This is a genomic window from Streptomyces sp. Y1, from assembly GCF_041053115.1.
Lineage (GTDB): Bacteria > Actinomycetota > Actinomycetes > Streptomycetales > Streptomycetaceae > Kitasatospora > Kitasatospora rubellomurina.
Genome location: NZ_CP163445.1, coordinates 6035393 through 6050271 on the forward strand (window position 1 = coordinate 6035393; position 14879 = coordinate 6050271).

Sequence of the window (14879 nt, forward strand, 5' to 3'; positions counted from 1 at the left end):
CGCGGGCGGTCAGTCCGCCGGGCCGAGGGCCGCCCGCTCGGCCCGCAGCCGGTTGCCGAGCGCCGTCCGGGCCGCCGCGGGCAGGGCCTTGCGGGCGGCCGGGAAGAGCACCTTCTCCTCGCTGTCGAGGTGCCGCCGCAGGGTCTCGGCGAGGCCGGCGACCAGCGCGCCGAAGGCCGGGTCGGCCGGTCGCAGGCCCTGGAGGTCGGCGAGGTACTGTCCGATGGCCAGGTGGTCGTGGATGCCGCGGAACACCAGCGCCCCGCCGTCCGGGACGTCGTGCTGGACCACCGGGAACAGGTGCTCCTCCTCGGCGGCGCAGTGGGTGAACAGCAGGTCGGTGAGCCGGGCGAGCAGCTCGCCGCGCTCGGCGGAGCCCTCGGGGGCGGCCTCGATCCGGTCGAGCAGGGTGCCGAGCTCGCGGTGGTCGGCGGTGAACTCGCCGAGGATGTCCGGCCTGCGGCTCATGGCGTGACCGCCTTTCGCACGGAGTCACGGGCGGCCGCGGGATACCGGCCCCCGTACTGTCCAGTATCCGGCGCCGCGAGGCCGGCCGGAGCTCCCGGGACGGCCGTCACGCCCGGTCGCGGGCCCTCACTCCTGGTCGCGCCGCCCGGCGAGGGCGAGCAGCCGGGTCTGCGGGCCGGCCTTCTCGGGGACGGGCACGGGCGGGTCGAAGAGGCCGCTGGCGGAGAGGTCGCCGTAGTCGGCGAGCTGTTCGAGGGCGAAGTCGACCAGGTCCTCCGGCAGCCGGGTGCCGTGTCCGATGCCGGTGGCGAGGTCCCAGCTGTGGATGACGAGGTCGGTGGTCAGCTGGTCCAGGTAGTAGCGGCCGGAGGCGTCCCCGAAGGAGAGGTGGACGATCAGCTGGGTGGCGCCGGGGACGGCGAAGGCGCGGTCGGCGGCCCGGGCGGCGGCGGTCCAGGCGGCGACCGGGTCGTCGCCGAGCAGGTCGCCGTCGAAGCGGCCGCCGACCTCGGAGACGGTGGCGCCCATCAGCAGTTCGGGCACCCAGAGCTGTTCGCCGGTGAGGTGGTTGACCAGGTCGCGGACGCTCCAGTCGGTGCACGGGGTGGGGGAGTCCCACTGTCCGGGGGTGATCAGCCGGACGCGTTCGTCGAAGGCGGCCAGCGCCCGGGTGTACGGGCTGCGGTCCTCGGTCGCGTCCTGGTCGTGCGGGTTTCGGGCCATGCCTCCACCCTGCCCCGGCCCGGACGAGGGGCGCACCTCGCCCACGGTCCGTCAGTTGTTCAAATTCGAACTCCGGGGTACGGTCGAAGAGCGGCCGGTTCAAATTTGAACAACGGCGCGGCGGGGCGACGCCCCCTGCCCGGCCGCCCGCCCGCACCGCGATCGCCCTGGTGATCGCCCCGACCGGCGACCCCGACCGACGACCCCGACCGATGGAGACGCGCATGCCGAGCAGCAGCCCGAGCACGACCGCCCCCACCGCGGCCGCCACCGCCCCGGCCGCCACCGCCACGACCGACCGCCCGACCTGGAGCGCCGCCGCGCCCGCGGCGACCTCCCCGCACGCCTACGACGCCGGACTCCTGCTGCTGCGCCTGGCCCTCGGCCTGACCATGGCCGCGCACGGCAGCCAGAAGCTGTTCGGCTGGTTCGGCGGCGGCGGCCTGGACGGCACCGGCCAGTTCTTCACGATGAGCGGCTACCCGGCCGGCCACGCCATGGCCGTGGTCGCCGGTCTGACCGAGACCCTGGGCGGACTCGCCCTCGCGGTCGGCCTGTTGACCCCGCTGGCCGGTGCCGCGATCGTCGGCACGATGGTCAACGCGATCGCCGTCACCTGGGGTGGCGGCTTCTTCGCCCCGAAGGGCAACGAGTACGAGCTGCTGCTGACGGCGGCCGCCGCCGCGCTCGCCCTGACCGGTCCGGGCCGCTACGCCGTGGACCGCTTCCTGCCCGTGCTGCGCGCGCACCGGCTGGCGTACGGCGCGGCCGCCGTGGTGGTCGGCCTGGCGACGGCCGGAGTGGTCCTGCTGCTCCGGAAGTAGCCCGCGAGCTGCCAACTCCACCTCGGAGGGGCCGTGCTGACGTCACGTCGGCGCGGCCCCTCCGCCGCTGCGTCGCGAACCGCCCGGGCATCGCGCACCCGCCGAGGGCTATCCAACGTCATGTGATGTGTGCCATGGTACATGTCACACTCCCCACCGTGTTCCCGGCGGAACCGCCCCCACGCGGCCCGTCGCCAACGGTCCTCGCCACCCCCACCGGCCGTACCCCCAGTGCGGCCGACGACGGCCCGGAGGCCCCCACGTGAGTCCTGTACGTCTGCTGCGACTCCCGCAGCTGGCACGCTTGTTGACGTTCGCCCTGACCCTGCTCCTGGCACTCGGCCTGTTCGCCCCGCGCGGCCAGGCCGCCCCCGCCGCCCCCGCGAAGGGCGGCGGCACGCCCCCGGCCAGCGCCGCCCCCACCGCGCCGGCCCCGCAGCCCGCCACCGGCGCGGCCCGACCGGACGGCGACGAGCGGCGGTTCACCACCGCCGACCGGCGCGCCCCGCTCCCGGTGGACACCGCGCCGGCCGAGGCCAAGCCGGCCGCCAAGTCCCTGGCCGCCGAACAGCCGTGCAACGCCGGCGACTTCACCAGCCGCACGGGCAGCGCGCTGGTGCAGCAGATCACCTCCGCCGCCGTGGACTGCGTCAACCAGCTGTTCCAGCTCACCGGCACCGACGCGGCCGGCGCCTTCCGTGAGTCGCAGATGGTCACGGTGGCGAACGCGCTGCGCGACGCCGCCGTCAACTACCCGGGCGACAACAGCACTTCGGTCGAGCAGCTGGTGCTCTACCTGCGCGCCGGCTACTTCGTGCAGTGGTACCACAAGGACGACGTCGGCCCGTACGGCAGTGCCCTGCAGGGCGCGATCCGCCCGGCGCTGGACGGCTTCTTCGCCGGCGCGCACTCGCGCGACGTCACCTCCGGCAACGCGCAGATCCTGGGCGAGGCCGTCACCCTGACCGACAGCGCGCAGGAGAACACCCGCTACCTGTGGGTGGTCAAGCGCCTGCTGAACGACTACAACAGCGCCACCTGGAACCCGGCCGGCATGGCCTGGGCCGTGAACCCGGCGTTCACCGTGCTGTTCCGCGGCCACCAGCTGCCCGACTTCGTGGCGGCCGTCCAGGCCGACCCGAGCGTGCTGGACGCGCTGTCCGCCTTCGCGACCCGCAACAACGGCCAACTCGGCGGCGACTACGACGTCCTGGTCTACAACGCCACCAAGGAGCTGGGCCGCTTCCTGCAGTACCCGGCGCTCCAGGCGAAGGTCCGCCCGCTCGTCCAGGCGCTCGCCCAGCAGTCCGCGCCGAACGGCCGCACCGTCCACGAGTGGGCCGCGGTCGCCGAGGCGGTCGGCTACTACGACACCGCCAACTGCTCGTACTACGGCGTCTGCAACGCCTCCGACCAGCTCAAGTCCGGCGTGCTGAAGGTGAGTTACACCTGCAGCCCGAGCATCAAGCTGATCGCCCAGGCGCTCGACAGCACCCAGCTCACCAGCACCTGCTCCAGCCTGACCGGCCAGGACGCCTTCTTCCACTCGGTGGTGCGTGACAACGGCCCGGTCAAGGACGACAACAACACCACGATCGAGGTCGTGGTCTTCCACTCCTCGCTCGACTACCAGGTGCTGGCCGCCGCCATCTACGGCATCGACACCAACAACGGCGGCATGTACCTGGAGGGCAAGCCGAACGTCGCCGGCAACCAGCCGCGCTTCCTCTGCTACGAGGCCGAGTGGGCCCGCCCGGCGTTCCAGATCTGGAACCTCAACCACGAGTACACCCACTACCTCGACGGCCGCTTCGACATGTACGGCGACTTCGACGCCGGCATGACCACCCCGACCGTCTGGTGGGTCGAGGGCTTCGCCGAGTACGTCTCCTACTCCTACCGCAAGGTCGTCAACGACGGCGCGATCGCGGCCGCCGCCCGGCACACCTACAAGCTCAGCGACCTCTTCGACACCGTCTACGGCGACCAGGAGCGGGTGTACCGCTGGGGCTACCTGGCCGTGCGCTACATGCTGGAGCAGCACCGCGCCGACGTGGACGCCCTGCTCGCCAAGTACCGGGTGGGGGACTGGGCCGGTGGCCGCACGCTGCTCAAGACCACCATCGGCACCCGCTACGACGCCGACTTCGACAGCTGGCTGACCGGCTGCGCCAACGGCGGCTGCGCGACCACCCCGACCGTCCCGCAGGTGCCCGAGTGCACCGCCGCCGACACCCGCCAGCTGGCCGCGAACTGCGGCCGCAGCAACGTCGCCGCCACCACCGGCAACTACGCGCACTTCTACGTCTGGGTGCCGGCCGGCACCCAGCGGCTGACCGTCACCAGCGGCGGCGGCACGGGCAACGCCGACCTCTACTACAGCCCGTCCGGCTGGGCGTACACCAACGCCTACACGACGCGCTCGGCCGGCCCGGACAACTCCGAGACGCTGACCGTCACCAACCCGCCGGCCGGCTACGTCTACTTCAGCCTCTACGCCCAGCAGGGCTTCAGCGGGGTGAGCGTCGCCAGCCAGTTCTGATCCGACCCGATCCGACGCGAGCACACCACCGACCGCCCCGGCACCCCCGCCGGGGCGGTTCGGCGTCCGCGGTCCGTCCGCAAGGCGTCCACCCGGCGTCAGGCGCCGATCCGCACCAGTGCCAGGGTGATGTTGTCCGGCCCGCCGGCCTCGATCGCCGCCTTCCACAGTTCGAACGCGGCCTTGCCGTCCGCCCGCCCGGAGCCCTCGTCCGGCCGGGCCAGCAGCTCGGCCAGCTCCTCCTCGGGCACCGGGTCGGTCAGGCCGTCGCTGCACACCAGGTAGCGGTCGCCGGGCACCAGCGGCTCGGTCCGCACGTGCGGCTCGACGAAGGTGAGCCCGAGCGAGCCGCCGAGGGTCTGGGTGACCACCGAGGTGGTGCGCCGGCCGGGCGGCAGCGGCGGGCTGTCGTCCACGCTGACCCGGCGCAGCCCGTCCCCGTCGATCCGGTACACCCGGCTGTCGCCGACGTTGAAGGCCACCGCCCGTTCGGGCAGTAGCACCAGCCCGGCGACGGTGGTGCCCATCGCGGCCAGTTCCGGCTGCCCGGCGGTGGCCGCGTAGACGGCCCGGTTGCACTCCTGCAGCTCGGCCCGGACGGCCTCCTCGCCGTCCAGCCCGCCCCCGGCCGCCGCGAGCCGGCGGGCGACCAGGGCGCTGGCCACCTCGCCGCCGGGGTGCCCGCCGAGGCCGTCCGCGACGGCGACCACGCAGGGCGGGCCGAGCGGGAACAGCAGGGTCTGCGGGTTGGCGGTCACGGTGGCGCAGAGCGTCCACGGGCCGACCGCGAGGCTGTCCTCGTTGTGCTCCCGCACCAGGCCCTCGTGGCTCAGCGCGCTCACCGCGATGTACGCCGCCATCGGTCCGCCGCCCTTCCGGAAGCCCCCTCCCATTGTCGGCGCCGCTTGTCGGCGCCGCGCCCGCGCTCGTCGGCCGAGGGCGTTGGGGCCCGGTCCGGACACCGGGGAACAATCCCGCGCAGCCGGATGCTAGGGTGGTTGAAAGTTGGACTACATTGGACGACATGGACCCCTGGAGTGTGGTGGGCAGCATGCAGTTCGGAATCTTCAGCGTCGGTGACGTCACGCCCGACCCGACCACCGGCCGCACGCCCAGCGAGCACGAGCGGATCAAGGCGATGGTCGCCATCGCGCGCAAGGCCGAGGAGGTGGGCCTGGACGTCTTCGCGACCGGCGAGCACCACAACCCGCCGTTCGTGCCCTCCTCGCCGACGACCATGCTCGGCTACATCGCCGCGCGGACCGAGCGCATCATCCTCTCCACCGCGACCACGTTGATCACCACCAACGACCCGGTGAAGATCGCCGAGGACTTCGCGATGCTCCAGCACCTCGCCGACGGCCGGGTGGACGTCATGATGGGCCGCGGCAACACCGGCCCGGTCTACCCGTGGTTCGGCCAGGACATCCGCCAGGGCATCCCGCTCGCGGTCGAGAACTACGCGCTGCTGCACCAGCTGTGGCGCGAGGACGTGGTCGACTGGCAGGGCCGCTTCCGCACCCCGCTGCAGGGCTTCACCTCGACGCCGCGCCCCCTCGACGACGTGCCGCCGTTCGTCTGGCACGGCTCCATCCGCAGCCCGGAGATCGCCGAACAGGCCGCCTACTACGGCGACGGCTTCTTCGCGAACAACATCTTCTGGCCCAAGGAGCACTTCCAGCGGCTGATCGAGCTGTACCGCGAGCGCTACGCCCACTACGGCCACGGCACGCCCGAGCAGGCGATCGTCGGCCTCGGCGGGCAGGTGTTCATGCGGAGGAACTCCCAGGACGCGGTGCGCGAGTTCCGTCCGTACTTCGACAACGCGCCGGTGTACGGGCACGGGCCCTCGCTGGAGGAGTTCACCGCGCAGACCCCGCTGACCGTGGGCAGCCCGCAGGAGGTCGTCGAGAAGACGCTGACCTTCCGCGAGACCTTCGGCGACTACCAGCGCCAGCTGTTCCTGATGGACCACGCCGGCCTGCCGCTGAAGACCGTGCTGGAGCAGCTGGACCTGCTCGGCGAGGAGGTCGTGCCGGTGCTGCGCGCGGAGTTCGCCAAGGGCCGCCCGGCCGGGGTGCCGGACGGGCCGACCCATGCCGCGCTGGTCGCGGCGCGCGAGGCGAAGGCCGTGGAACCGGCCGAGGCCGAGTAGGCCGAACGGCCGCGGCCACGGAAGGGGCGGGTGCGCGGCGCACCCGCCCCTTCCGGCCGTCTGGGCGAGCGTCGGCCGCGCCGAAACGTCCACTGTGCGGTGTAATCGTACGGATGATCAGATTCATGCCGATCCGTGCCGCCGCGCACCCGGCCGCCGCACCCGAGGCGCCTGCGGACCCGGCCCCCGGGCGCCCGGCCCCCGCGCATCCGGCCCCCGCGCATCCGGCCCCCGGACAGGGAGGAACCGCCCCGTGCCGCCCGAACCCCAGGCCGTCCTCACCCCGCTGACCAGCGCGGCCGCCTTCCTCGTCCTCACCGTCGATCCCGGCGGTGAGGACGCGGTCCGCGATCTGCTGCCCGACCTCGCCGGGCTGCGCCGGGCCGTCGGCTTCCGCGCCCCCGAGGACGGCCTGACCTGCGTCACCGGCATCGGCTCCGACGTCTGGGACCGCCTCTTCGCCGGGCCCCGACCGGCCGCCCTGCACCCCTTCACCGAACTGGCCGGCCCCCGCCACCGGGCCCCGGCCACCCCCGGCGACCTGCTGCTGCACCTCCGGGCGCCCCGGACGGACCTCTGCTTCGAGCTGGCCGTCCGGATCACCGACCGGCTCGCCGGCGCGGCCACCGTCGTCGACTCCGTCCACGGCTTCCGCTACTTCGACGACCGCGACCTGCTCGGCTTCGTCGACGGCACCGAGAATCCGGAGGGCCGGGCCGCCGAGGCCGCCGTCCTGGTGGGGGAGGAGGATCCGGGCTTCGCCGGCGGCAGCTACGTCGTGGTCCAGAAGTACCTGCACGACCTGGTGAAGTGGAGGGCCACCGGCGTCGCCGAACAGGAGCGGGCGGTCGGCCGCACCAAGCTCGACGACATCGAGTTCGACGACGACGCCAAGCCCGCCGACTCGCACGTCGCGCTCACCACGGTGACCGGCCCGGACGGCGACGAGCGGCAGATCGTCCGCTACAACATGGCCTTCGGCTCCTTCGAGCGGGGCGGCGAGCACGGCACCTACTTCATCGGCTACGCCCGCGACCCGGGCGTCACGGAGGAGATGCTGCGCAACATGTTCATCGGCCGCCCGCCCGGCACCACCGACCGGCTGCTCGACTTCTCCACGGCCGTCACCGGCTCGCTGTTCTTCGTCCCCGGCGCCGACTTCCTGGACGCCCCGCCGCCCGCGCCGCGGACCGCCCCGCCGCCAGCCCCGCCGACCGCCGCGCCGTCCCGAGGGGCCCGGTCGGACGGCTCGCTCGGCATCGGCAGCCTCAGGCGGACCGCCGGACCGCAGACCTCCCGAACAGGACCTCGCGCATGAACAACCTGCACCGCGAACTCGCCCCCGTCTCGGCCGCCGCCTGGGCGGAGATCGAGGAGGAGGCCCGCCAGACCTTCACGCTGCACGTCGCCGGCCGGCGGGTGGTCGACCTGCAGGGCCCCGAGGGCGCCACCCTCGCCGCGGTCGGCACCGGCCACCTGAGCGGGATCGAAGCTCCCCTGGACGGCGTCGAGGCGCACGCCCGCGCCGCCCAGCCGGTGGTCGAGCTGCGGGTCCCCTTCACGGTCGGGCGCGCGGCCGTCGACGACGTCGAGCGCGGCTCCCGGGACTCCGACTGGCAGCCGGTCAAGGACGCCGCCCGCACCCTGGCCCGCGCCGAGGACCGGGCCGTCTTCGAGGGCTACCGGGCGGCGGGCATCGAGGGCATCCGGGCCGGCTCCGGCAACCCGCCGGTCCAGCTTCCGGCGGACGTCCGCGAGTACCCGGAGGCGGTCAGCCGCGCCCTCACCGAGCTGCGGCTGGCCGGCGTCGGCGGCCCGTACTCCCTGCTGCTCGGCGCCGAGGCCTTCACCGCCGTCAACGAGACCAGCGACCACGGCTACCCCGTCCACAACCACCTGGCCCGGCTGCTGGACGGCGACATCATCTGGGCCCCCGCCATCGAGGGCGCGTTCCTGCTCTCCACCCGGGGCGGCGACTTCGAGCTGTTCCTCGGCCAGGACGTCTCGGTCGGCTACCTCTCCCACGACACGGACTCCGTCCGGCTGTACCTGCAGGAGTCGCTCACCTTCCGCGTGTACACGGGAGAGGCGGCCGTCGCCCTCCAGCCCTTGGCGTGAAGGCTTCGTCCGTGTACGACACGCCCGTGACCAGGGCAAGGGTACTGAGTTCCTTTACGGGGGGTACTGAGTGCCGTATCCTCTCGATGGGGCCTCTGACACCAGTCGACGAGAGCTCAGGGCTGGCACTCAGTACCCTGGTCTCGACGTGAGGCCGAGGATCAGTGCACCCGCGCACCCGGGACAGGAGAGACCGCTCATGAGCTTGAGGATCGTCGTCTGCGTGAAGTACGTGCCGGACGCGACGGGTGACCGTCGTTTCTCGGACGACCACACCACGGACCGGGAGGGTGTGGACGGCCTCCTGTCGGAGCTGGACGAGTACGGCGTGGAGCAGGCGCTGCGGATCGCGGAGGCGAACGAGGGCGCCGAGGTGACGGTGCTGACGGTCGGTCCGGACGACGCGAAGGACGCGCTGCGCAAGGCGCTGTCGATGGGTGCGGACAAGGCCGTGCACGTGAACGACGACGACATCCACGGCACGGACGTGATCGGGACGTCGGCGATCCTGGCGAAGGCGCTGGAGAAGACCGGTTTCGACCTGGTGATCGGTGGCATGGCGTCGACCGACGGTTCGATGGGCGTGCTGCCGGCGCTGCTGGCGGAGCGGCTGGGTGTGCCGCAGGTGACGCTGCTGTCCGAGGTGTCGGTCGAGGGCGGCGTGGTCAAGGGCCGTCGTGACGGTGACGCGGCGACCGAGCTGGTCGAGGCGGCGCTGCCGGCCGTGGTCTCGGTGACGGACCAGTCGGGCGAGGCCCGCTACCCGTCGTTCAAGGGGATCATGGCGGCGAAGAAGAAGCCGGTGCAGTCGCTGGACCTGGACGACCTGGGCATCGAGGCGGACGAGGTCGGCCTGGCGGGTTCGTGGACGGCGGTCGAGTCGGTGGCGGCGCGCCCGGCGCGTACCGCGGGCACGGTCGTCAAGGACGAGGGCGAGGGCGGCAAGCAGCTCGCCGCCTTCCTCGCCGACCAGAAGTTCATCTAGTCCCACCCCGATCCAGCGAAAACACGGAGACATTGAGCAATGGCTGAGATTCTCGTCCTGGTGGACCACGCCGACGGTGCGGTCCGCAAGCCGGCCCTGGAGCTGCTGACCCTGGCCCGCCGCATCGGTGAGCCGTCCGCCGTCGTGCTCGGCGCCGGTGCCGCGGCCGCCGACATCGCGGCCAAGGCCGGCGAGTACGGCGCCGCCAAGGTGTACGTCGTCGACGGCGCCGAGTTCGCCGACCAGCTGGTCGTCCCGAAGGTGGACGCCCTGGCCCAGATCGCCAAGGCCAACGACGTCGCCGCCGTCCTGGTGACGTCCTCGGGCGAGGGCAAGGAGGTCGCCGCCCGCGTCGCGCTGCGCCTGGGCTCCGGCATCATCACCGACGCCGTGGACGTCCGCGCGGGTGAGGGCGGCCCGGTCGCCACCCAGTCCGTCTTCGCGGCCTCGTACACCGTCGACTCGCGCGTCAGCACCGGCGTGCCGGTCATCACCGTGAAGCCGAACTCCGTCGCCCCGGAGGCCGCCCCGGCCGCCGGCGCCGTCGAGAACGTGTCGGTGGAGTTCACCGGCAACGCCGCCAAGGTCGTCTCGCGCACCCCGCGCGTCTCGACCGGCCGCCCCGAGCTGACCGAGGCCGCGATCGTGGTCTCCGGCGGCCGTGGCGTCGGTGCCGCCGAGGGCTTCGGCGTCGTCGAGGAGCTCGCGGACGTGCTGGGCGGCGCGGTCGGCGCCTCGCGCGCCGCCGTGGACGCCGGCTGGTACCCGCACACCAGCCAGGTCGGCCAGACCGGCAAGCAGGTCTCCCCGCAGCTCTACATCGCCAACGGCATCTCCGGCGCCATCCAGCACCGGGCCGGCATGCAGACCTCGAAGACCATCGTGGCCGTCAACAAGGACCCCGAGGCCCCGATCTTCGAGCTCGCCGACTACGGCGTCGTCGGCGACCTCTTCGAGGTCCTGCCGCAGCTGACCGCCGAGGCGAAGGCCCGCAAGGCCTGATCCCGCGCGGGGAGCTCCCCGCACGGCACGCGAAAGGGCGTGGCACCCGGTACCCCCGGGGCCACGCCCTTCGTCGTCCGCCCGCTGCCCCTGGGCGCGGCACCCGGTACCCCGGGGCCGCGCCCTCCGGCCGTCAGTCGGCGAACGCGGCCAGGTGCTGGGTGAAGCCGCCCTGGGCGGGCGGCAGCGGGCGCGGCTCGGTGTCCGGCACCGGCTGCGACTCCTCCACGGGCAGCAGCCGCAGCTCCGACTGGTCGCCCTCGACCGGCTCCAGCCGCACCCGGGTGCCGACCGGCACGGTGCTGCGCAGCCCGCCGACGATGCACCAGACGTCGAAGCCCTCCGCCATCCGGATCAGCGACTTCTGCCGGACCAGCGGCGTGCGCGCCTGCTCGACCTCGCAGCGGCGGACCACGCCGGTGCCCTCGCTGGGCTCCAGCCGCAGGTCGGTGGAGCCGCAGGTGGGGCAGAGCAGCCGCTGGAAGGTCGGGTTGCCGCACCAGGCGCAGCGCTGGAAGTACAGCGTGGTGCAGCTGCTGTCGGTGTCGATGACTGAGTGGACCACGCTGTTCGTCTCCCTGCGTTCGGACTGCGCTGGGCCTGCGCTCGGCCTGCGCTCGGGCTGTGATCGGACCGGATCGTTCGGCAGAAGTTCGGCAGAAAAAGGATAGGGAACTCAGTGCCGCCCTGTGAAGGCACTGAGTTCCCTTTTTGCTGCGCGCATGCATAATGAAGGGTACTGAGTACCGTCGTGAACAGGAGTGCCGATCATGGGCCAGGACTTCGATCTCTTCCGGATCTCCGAGGAGCACCAGATGCTTCGCGAGGCGGTGCGTTCGCTGGCCGAGGCGAAGATCGCTCCGTATGCGGCGGAGGTGGACGAGCAGGGTCGGTTCCCGCAGGAGGCGTTGGACGCGCTGACGGCGAACGATCTGCACGCGGTGCACGTGCCGGAGGAGTTCGGTGGTGCGGGGGCGGACGCGTTGGCGACGGTGATCGTGATCGAGGAGGTCGCGCGGGTGTGCGTGTCCTCGTCGTTGATTCCGGCGGTGAACAAGCTGGGGTCGTTGCCGGTGCAGTTGTCGGGTTCGCCGGAGTTGAAGGCGAAGTACCTGGGTGCGCTGGCGCGGGGTGAGGGGATGTTCTCGTACTGCCTGTCGGAGCCGGAGGCGGGTTCGGACGCGGCGGGGATGTCGACGCGGGCGGTGCGGGACGGTGACTTCTGGGTGCTGAACGGTGTGAAGCGCTGGATCACCAATGCGGGGGTGTCGGAGTTCTACACGGTGATGGCGGTGACGGACCCGGAGAAGCGTTCGAAGGGGATCTCGGCGTTCGTGGTGGAGAAGGGCGACGCGGGGGTGTCGTTCGGGGCTCCGGAGAAGAAGTTGGGGATCAAGGGGTCGCCGACGCGTGAGGTGTACTTCGACAATGTGCGGATTCCGGCGGATCGGATGATCGGTGCGGAGGGGACGGGGTTCGCGACGGCGATGCGGACGTTGGACCACACGCGGGTGACGATCGCGGCGCAGGCGGTGGGTGTGGCGCAGGGTGCGCTGGACTACGCGAAGAACTACGTGCGGGAGCGCAAGCAGTTCGGGAAGCCGATCGGTGACTTCCAGGGGATCCAGTTCATGTTGGCGGACATGGCGATGAAGCTGGAGGCGGCGCGGCAGATGACGTACGTGGCGGCGGCGAAGTCGCAGCGGCAGGACGGTGATCTGACGTTCTTCGGTGCGGCGGCGAAGTGCTTCGCGTCGGACGTGGCGATGGAGGTGACCACGGACGCGGTGCAGTTGCTGGGCGGGTACGGGTACACCCGGGACTACCCGTTGGAGCGGATGATGCGGGACGCGAAGATCACGCAGATCTACGAGGGCACCAACCAGGTCCAGCGCATCGTGATGGCCCGCAACCTGCCGTAACGACCCCACGAACCGACACCCCGGCGGCCGGACCGGCGAACGGCCGGCCGCCGGGGCCGATGCCGCCGGCCGTCGGCGCGGGCCGATGCCGCGCGGCGGTGTTAAGTTGCCGGGAATGAGCGAGAAGGAAGAGCAGGACCAGCCCATGAACGACGGGCCCTCGAAGCCGGTGATGCGCGAGGCGCTGGTGGCCGCGGCCTTCGAGCTCTTCCTGGAGCGCGGCTTCGAGCAGACGACCGTCGACGACATCGTCTCGCTCGCCGGCGTCGGCCGGCGCTCCTTCTTCCGCTACTTCCCGGCGAAGGAGGACGTGGTCTTCCCCGACCACGAGCGCAGCCTCGCCGAGATGACGGAGTTCCTCGCCTCCGGCACCGGCGAGGAGGACCCGGTCAAGCACGCCTGCGACGCCGCCCGCCTGGTCCTGCGGATGTACGCCGAGCAGCCCTCCTTCTCCGTCCAGCGCTACCGCCTCACCCGCAAGGTGCCCGGCCTGCGGGCCTACGAGCTGTCGGTGGTCTGGCGCTACGAGCACACCCTCGCCGCCTACCTGCGCGGCCGCTTCGCCGACCGCCCGGACGGGCCGCTGCGCGCCGACGTGATCGCCGCCGCCGTGGTCTCCGCGCACAACCACGCCCTGCGCACCTGGCTGCGCTCGGGCGGCGAGAGCGACTGGGTGGCCGAGGTGGACGCGGCGATGGCCTTCGTCACCGAGACCTGGAGCGACCGCCCGGCCGAGCCCGCCGGGCCGGAGGGCGGGGCGCCGGACGACGACGTGGTGGTGCTGGTCGCCAGCCGCCGGGCCCCGCTGTGGCGGATGGTCCAGGGCATCGAGAGCGCCCTCGACGACCCCCGGCGGATCTAGGTCCGCTCCAGGTCTTCTGAACCGCCCCTCGGCACGGCCGTGTTGCGCCGTGTCAATCTCCTGTGTCGGTCAACCTCCTCGGGGGGACGGCAGGTGAACATCTCCCGATTCGGCCGTCCCGGCCGGCCTCGGTGCGCGATAAACGGAGGGACCCCCGCCCGGTCGGGCCGTCCCGGCTGACCGGTCGCCGACGCACCGAGGAACAGAGGCCCCACCCATGCCGATCAGCGACTACGGCGTGCTCGCCGCGAGCGCCGTCGACCGGCGCCGCGAGGGCGGCACCGACACCCCGCACTACCAGATCCACCTGCGCGACGAGCAGGGCACCGACTACCGCGCGGCGGTCAACGTGCTGTCCCAGCAGGCCCCGCCGGACCTGCGCTACTTCGCCTCCGAGGACTTCCGCCACCCCGTCACCGCCCTGCTGCCCAAGGCCGGCAGCGGCTGGACGGCGCTGCCCTCGCGGCCCGGCACGGCGAGCCTGGACTTCGTCCGCGGGCACCTCTTCGACCCGGCCGCCATGCGGGTGCTGCCGCCGGACGGCCCGGGCCCGGACGACCTCGGGGACCAGCTCGACGCCCACGTCCGGCGGGCGATCGGGGACAGCTCCGCCGCGGTGTACGTGTTCGGGCAGCGCTTCGGCCCCGAACCCGGCGTCCCGGACAAGGTGTTCGGCTTCCTGCCCGGCAACGGCGTGCACGACGTCCACATGAACCAGGGCAACAGCGGCCGGTTCAAGGCGGACGACGGCGTCTACCAGGACGGCGCCCTGCTCATCCACTTCCCCGCCGAGAACCGCTGGGCGGCGGTCTTCCTCGCCTTCCAGTCCCAGTCCTGGCACACCGACGACCGCACCGGCCACGCCGGTTCCGCGTCCGTCCCGCACCAGCCCGGCGCCCCGCGGCCCACCACCCACCCCACCCACTGAACCCGGCCCGCTGAACCGGCAGTCGACACCGGGCCCCTCGGCTGAACCGGAGGGGCCCGCCCGACGTTGCGTCAAGGGGGCCTGGGCAGCGGGTTTGCCCTACCTGTCATGTTCTGGTCGGATGGTGGCGAAAGGGCTGGTGTGGGGCGGTTGTTGACGGACGAACAGAGTGCACGTCAACGATCCGCCGAGGCCGGGACGGGCCGAGAGAAGGGCTTCATCCGATGATATGATCACGGCGCTTGCCGGGGGGTGGGGCGGGTGCGAGACAACAAGATCGCAGGGACGGTCCGGGCGGTGAACCCGGTACGGACGGTCAGCCGGTCACCCCAGAATTGACGGTAATTCAG

14 protein-coding genes are annotated in these 14879 nt (G+C 72.5%); 10 read left to right on the forward strand and 4 right to left on the reverse strand.

Going from position 1 to position 14879, the window contains the following annotated elements:
* Window positions 1–9: 9 nt before the first annotated feature.
* The gene (locus AB2U05_RS26355; protein WP_369184443.1) at window positions 10–468 is read right to left on the reverse strand and encodes a hemerythrin domain-containing protein; all 459 of its coding nucleotides are present in this window, start codon (window positions 466–468) and stop codon (window positions 10–12) included.
* A gap of 126 nt (window positions 469–594) precedes the next feature.
* On the reverse strand, window positions 595–1191 hold the full coding sequence (locus tag AB2U05_RS26360) for a TIGR03086 family metal-binding protein (protein WP_045702010.1): 597 nt from the start codon (window positions 1189–1191) through the stop codon (window positions 595–597).
* A gap of 224 nt (window positions 1192–1415) precedes the next feature.
* Between AB2U05_RS26360 and AB2U05_RS26365 the strand changes: the two genes are divergently transcribed.
* A complete protein-coding gene (locus tag AB2U05_RS26365; protein ID WP_369184444.1) occupies window positions 1416–2015 on the forward strand; it encodes a DoxX family protein in 600 nt (199 codons plus the stop codon).
* Window positions 2016–2277: 262 nt separating this feature from the next.
* The gene (locus tag AB2U05_RS26370; RefSeq protein WP_369184445.1) at window positions 2278–4557 is read left to right on the forward strand and encodes a M9 family metallopeptidase; all 2280 of its coding nucleotides are present in this window, start codon (window positions 2278–2280) and stop codon (window positions 4555–4557) included.
* A 98-nt stretch (window positions 4558–4655) separates the two neighbouring features.
* Here the strand turns inward: AB2U05_RS26370 and AB2U05_RS26375 are convergent, their stop codons facing one another.
* Window positions 4656–5417, reverse strand: a complete 762-nt coding sequence (locus AB2U05_RS26375) for a PP2C family serine/threonine-protein phosphatase (RefSeq protein ID WP_045702014.1) — start codon at window positions 5415–5417, stop codon at window positions 4656–4658.
* Between the two features lie 191 nt (window positions 5418–5608).
* Between AB2U05_RS26375 and AB2U05_RS26380 the strand changes: the two genes are divergently transcribed.
* From AB2U05_RS26380 to AB2U05_RS26400, 5 genes are all read left to right on the forward strand, one after another.
* Complete coding sequence (locus tag AB2U05_RS26380; protein WP_369186001.1) at window positions 5609–6712, forward strand: LLM class flavin-dependent oxidoreductase; 1104 nt, start codon at window positions 5609–5611, stop codon at window positions 6710–6712.
* Between the two features lie 253 nt (window positions 6713–6965).
* On the forward strand, window positions 6966–8030 hold the full coding sequence (locus AB2U05_RS26385; protein ID WP_369184446.1) for a Dyp-type peroxidase: 1065 nt from the start codon (window positions 6966–6968) through the stop codon (window positions 8028–8030).
* A complete protein-coding gene (locus AB2U05_RS26390) occupies window positions 8027–8830 on the forward strand; it encodes a family 1 encapsulin nanocompartment shell protein (RefSeq protein ID WP_045702018.1) in 804 nt (267 codons plus the stop codon). Before AB2U05_RS26385 ends, AB2U05_RS26390 begins: the two co-directional genes overlap by 4 nt.
* A gap of 199 nt (window positions 8831–9029) precedes the next feature.
* Window positions 9030–9815, forward strand: coding sequence for an electron transfer flavoprotein subunit beta (locus AB2U05_RS26395; RefSeq protein WP_369182496.1), 786 nt, complete (start codon window positions 9030–9032; stop codon window positions 9813–9815).
* A 39-nt stretch (window positions 9816–9854) separates the two neighbouring features.
* Window positions 9855–10817, forward strand: coding sequence for an electron transfer flavoprotein subunit alpha/FixB family protein (locus tag AB2U05_RS26400; RefSeq protein ID WP_369184447.1), 963 nt, complete (start codon window positions 9855–9857; stop codon window positions 10815–10817).
* A 133-nt stretch (window positions 10818–10950) separates the two neighbouring features.
* Here the strand turns inward: AB2U05_RS26400 and AB2U05_RS26405 are convergent, their stop codons facing one another.
* A complete protein-coding gene (locus AB2U05_RS26405) occupies window positions 10951–11382 on the reverse strand; it encodes a Zn-ribbon domain-containing OB-fold protein (protein ID WP_052706965.1) in 432 nt (143 codons plus the stop codon).
* 205 nt (window positions 11383–11587) lie between these two features.
* Between AB2U05_RS26405 and AB2U05_RS26410 the strand changes: the two genes are divergently transcribed.
* The 3 genes from AB2U05_RS26410 to AB2U05_RS26420 all read left to right on the forward strand — a co-directional run bounded on the left by AB2U05_RS26410 (window position 11588) and on the right by AB2U05_RS26420 (window position 14529).
* On the forward strand, window positions 11588–12739 hold the full coding sequence (locus AB2U05_RS26410; protein WP_369184448.1) for an acyl-CoA dehydrogenase family protein: 1152 nt from the start codon (window positions 11588–11590) through the stop codon (window positions 12737–12739).
* Between the two features lie 115 nt (window positions 12740–12854).
* Window positions 12855–13601 (forward strand): TetR family transcriptional regulator, encoded by a 747-nt coding sequence (locus AB2U05_RS26415; RefSeq protein WP_369184449.1) that lies wholly within the window; start codon window positions 12855–12857, stop codon window positions 13599–13601.
* A 217-nt stretch (window positions 13602–13818) separates the two neighbouring features.
* Entirely contained in the window at window positions 13819–14529 is a 711-nt protein-coding gene (locus AB2U05_RS26420) for a YukJ family protein (protein ID WP_045711383.1), read from the forward strand.
* Window positions 14530–14879: the final 350 nt, after the last annotated feature.

Excerpts from the sequence above, each read along its gene's own strand:
- AB2U05_RS26355 (WP_369184443.1), bottom strand. The coding sequence starts at position 468 with ATGAGCCGCAGGCCGGACATCCTCGGCGAGTTCACCGCCGACCACCGC.
- AB2U05_RS26360 (WP_045702010.1), bottom strand. The coding sequence starts at position 1,191 with ATGGCCCGAAACCCGCACGACCAGGACGCGACCGAGGACCGCAGCCCG.
- AB2U05_RS26365 (WP_369184444.1), top strand. The coding sequence starts at position 1,416 with ATGCCGAGCAGCAGCCCGAGCACGACCGCCCCCACCGCGGCCGCCACC.
- AB2U05_RS26375 (WP_045702014.1), bottom strand. The coding sequence starts at position 5,417 with ATGGCGGCGTACATCGCGGTGAGCGCGCTGAGCCACGAGGGCCTGGTG.
- AB2U05_RS26380 (WP_369186001.1), top strand. The coding sequence starts at position 5,609 with ATGCAGTTCGGAATCTTCAGCGTCGGTGACGTCACGCCCGACCCGACC.
- AB2U05_RS26390 (WP_045702018.1), top strand. The coding sequence starts at position 8,027 with ATGAACAACCTGCACCGCGAACTCGCCCCCGTCTCGGCCGCCGCCTGG.
- AB2U05_RS26395 (WP_369182496.1), top strand. The coding sequence starts at position 9,030 with ATGAGCTTGAGGATCGTCGTCTGCGTGAAGTACGTGCCGGACGCGACG.
- AB2U05_RS26400 (WP_369184447.1), top strand. The coding sequence starts at position 9,855 with ATGGCTGAGATTCTCGTCCTGGTGGACCACGCCGACGGTGCGGTCCGC.
- AB2U05_RS26410 (WP_369184448.1), top strand. The coding sequence starts at position 11,588 with ATGGGCCAGGACTTCGATCTCTTCCGGATCTCCGAGGAGCACCAGATG.
- AB2U05_RS26415 (WP_369184449.1), top strand. The coding sequence starts at position 12,855 with ATGAGCGAGAAGGAAGAGCAGGACCAGCCCATGAACGACGGGCCCTCG.
- AB2U05_RS26420 (WP_045711383.1), top strand. The coding sequence starts at position 13,819 with ATGCCGATCAGCGACTACGGCGTGCTCGCCGCGAGCGCCGTCGACCGG.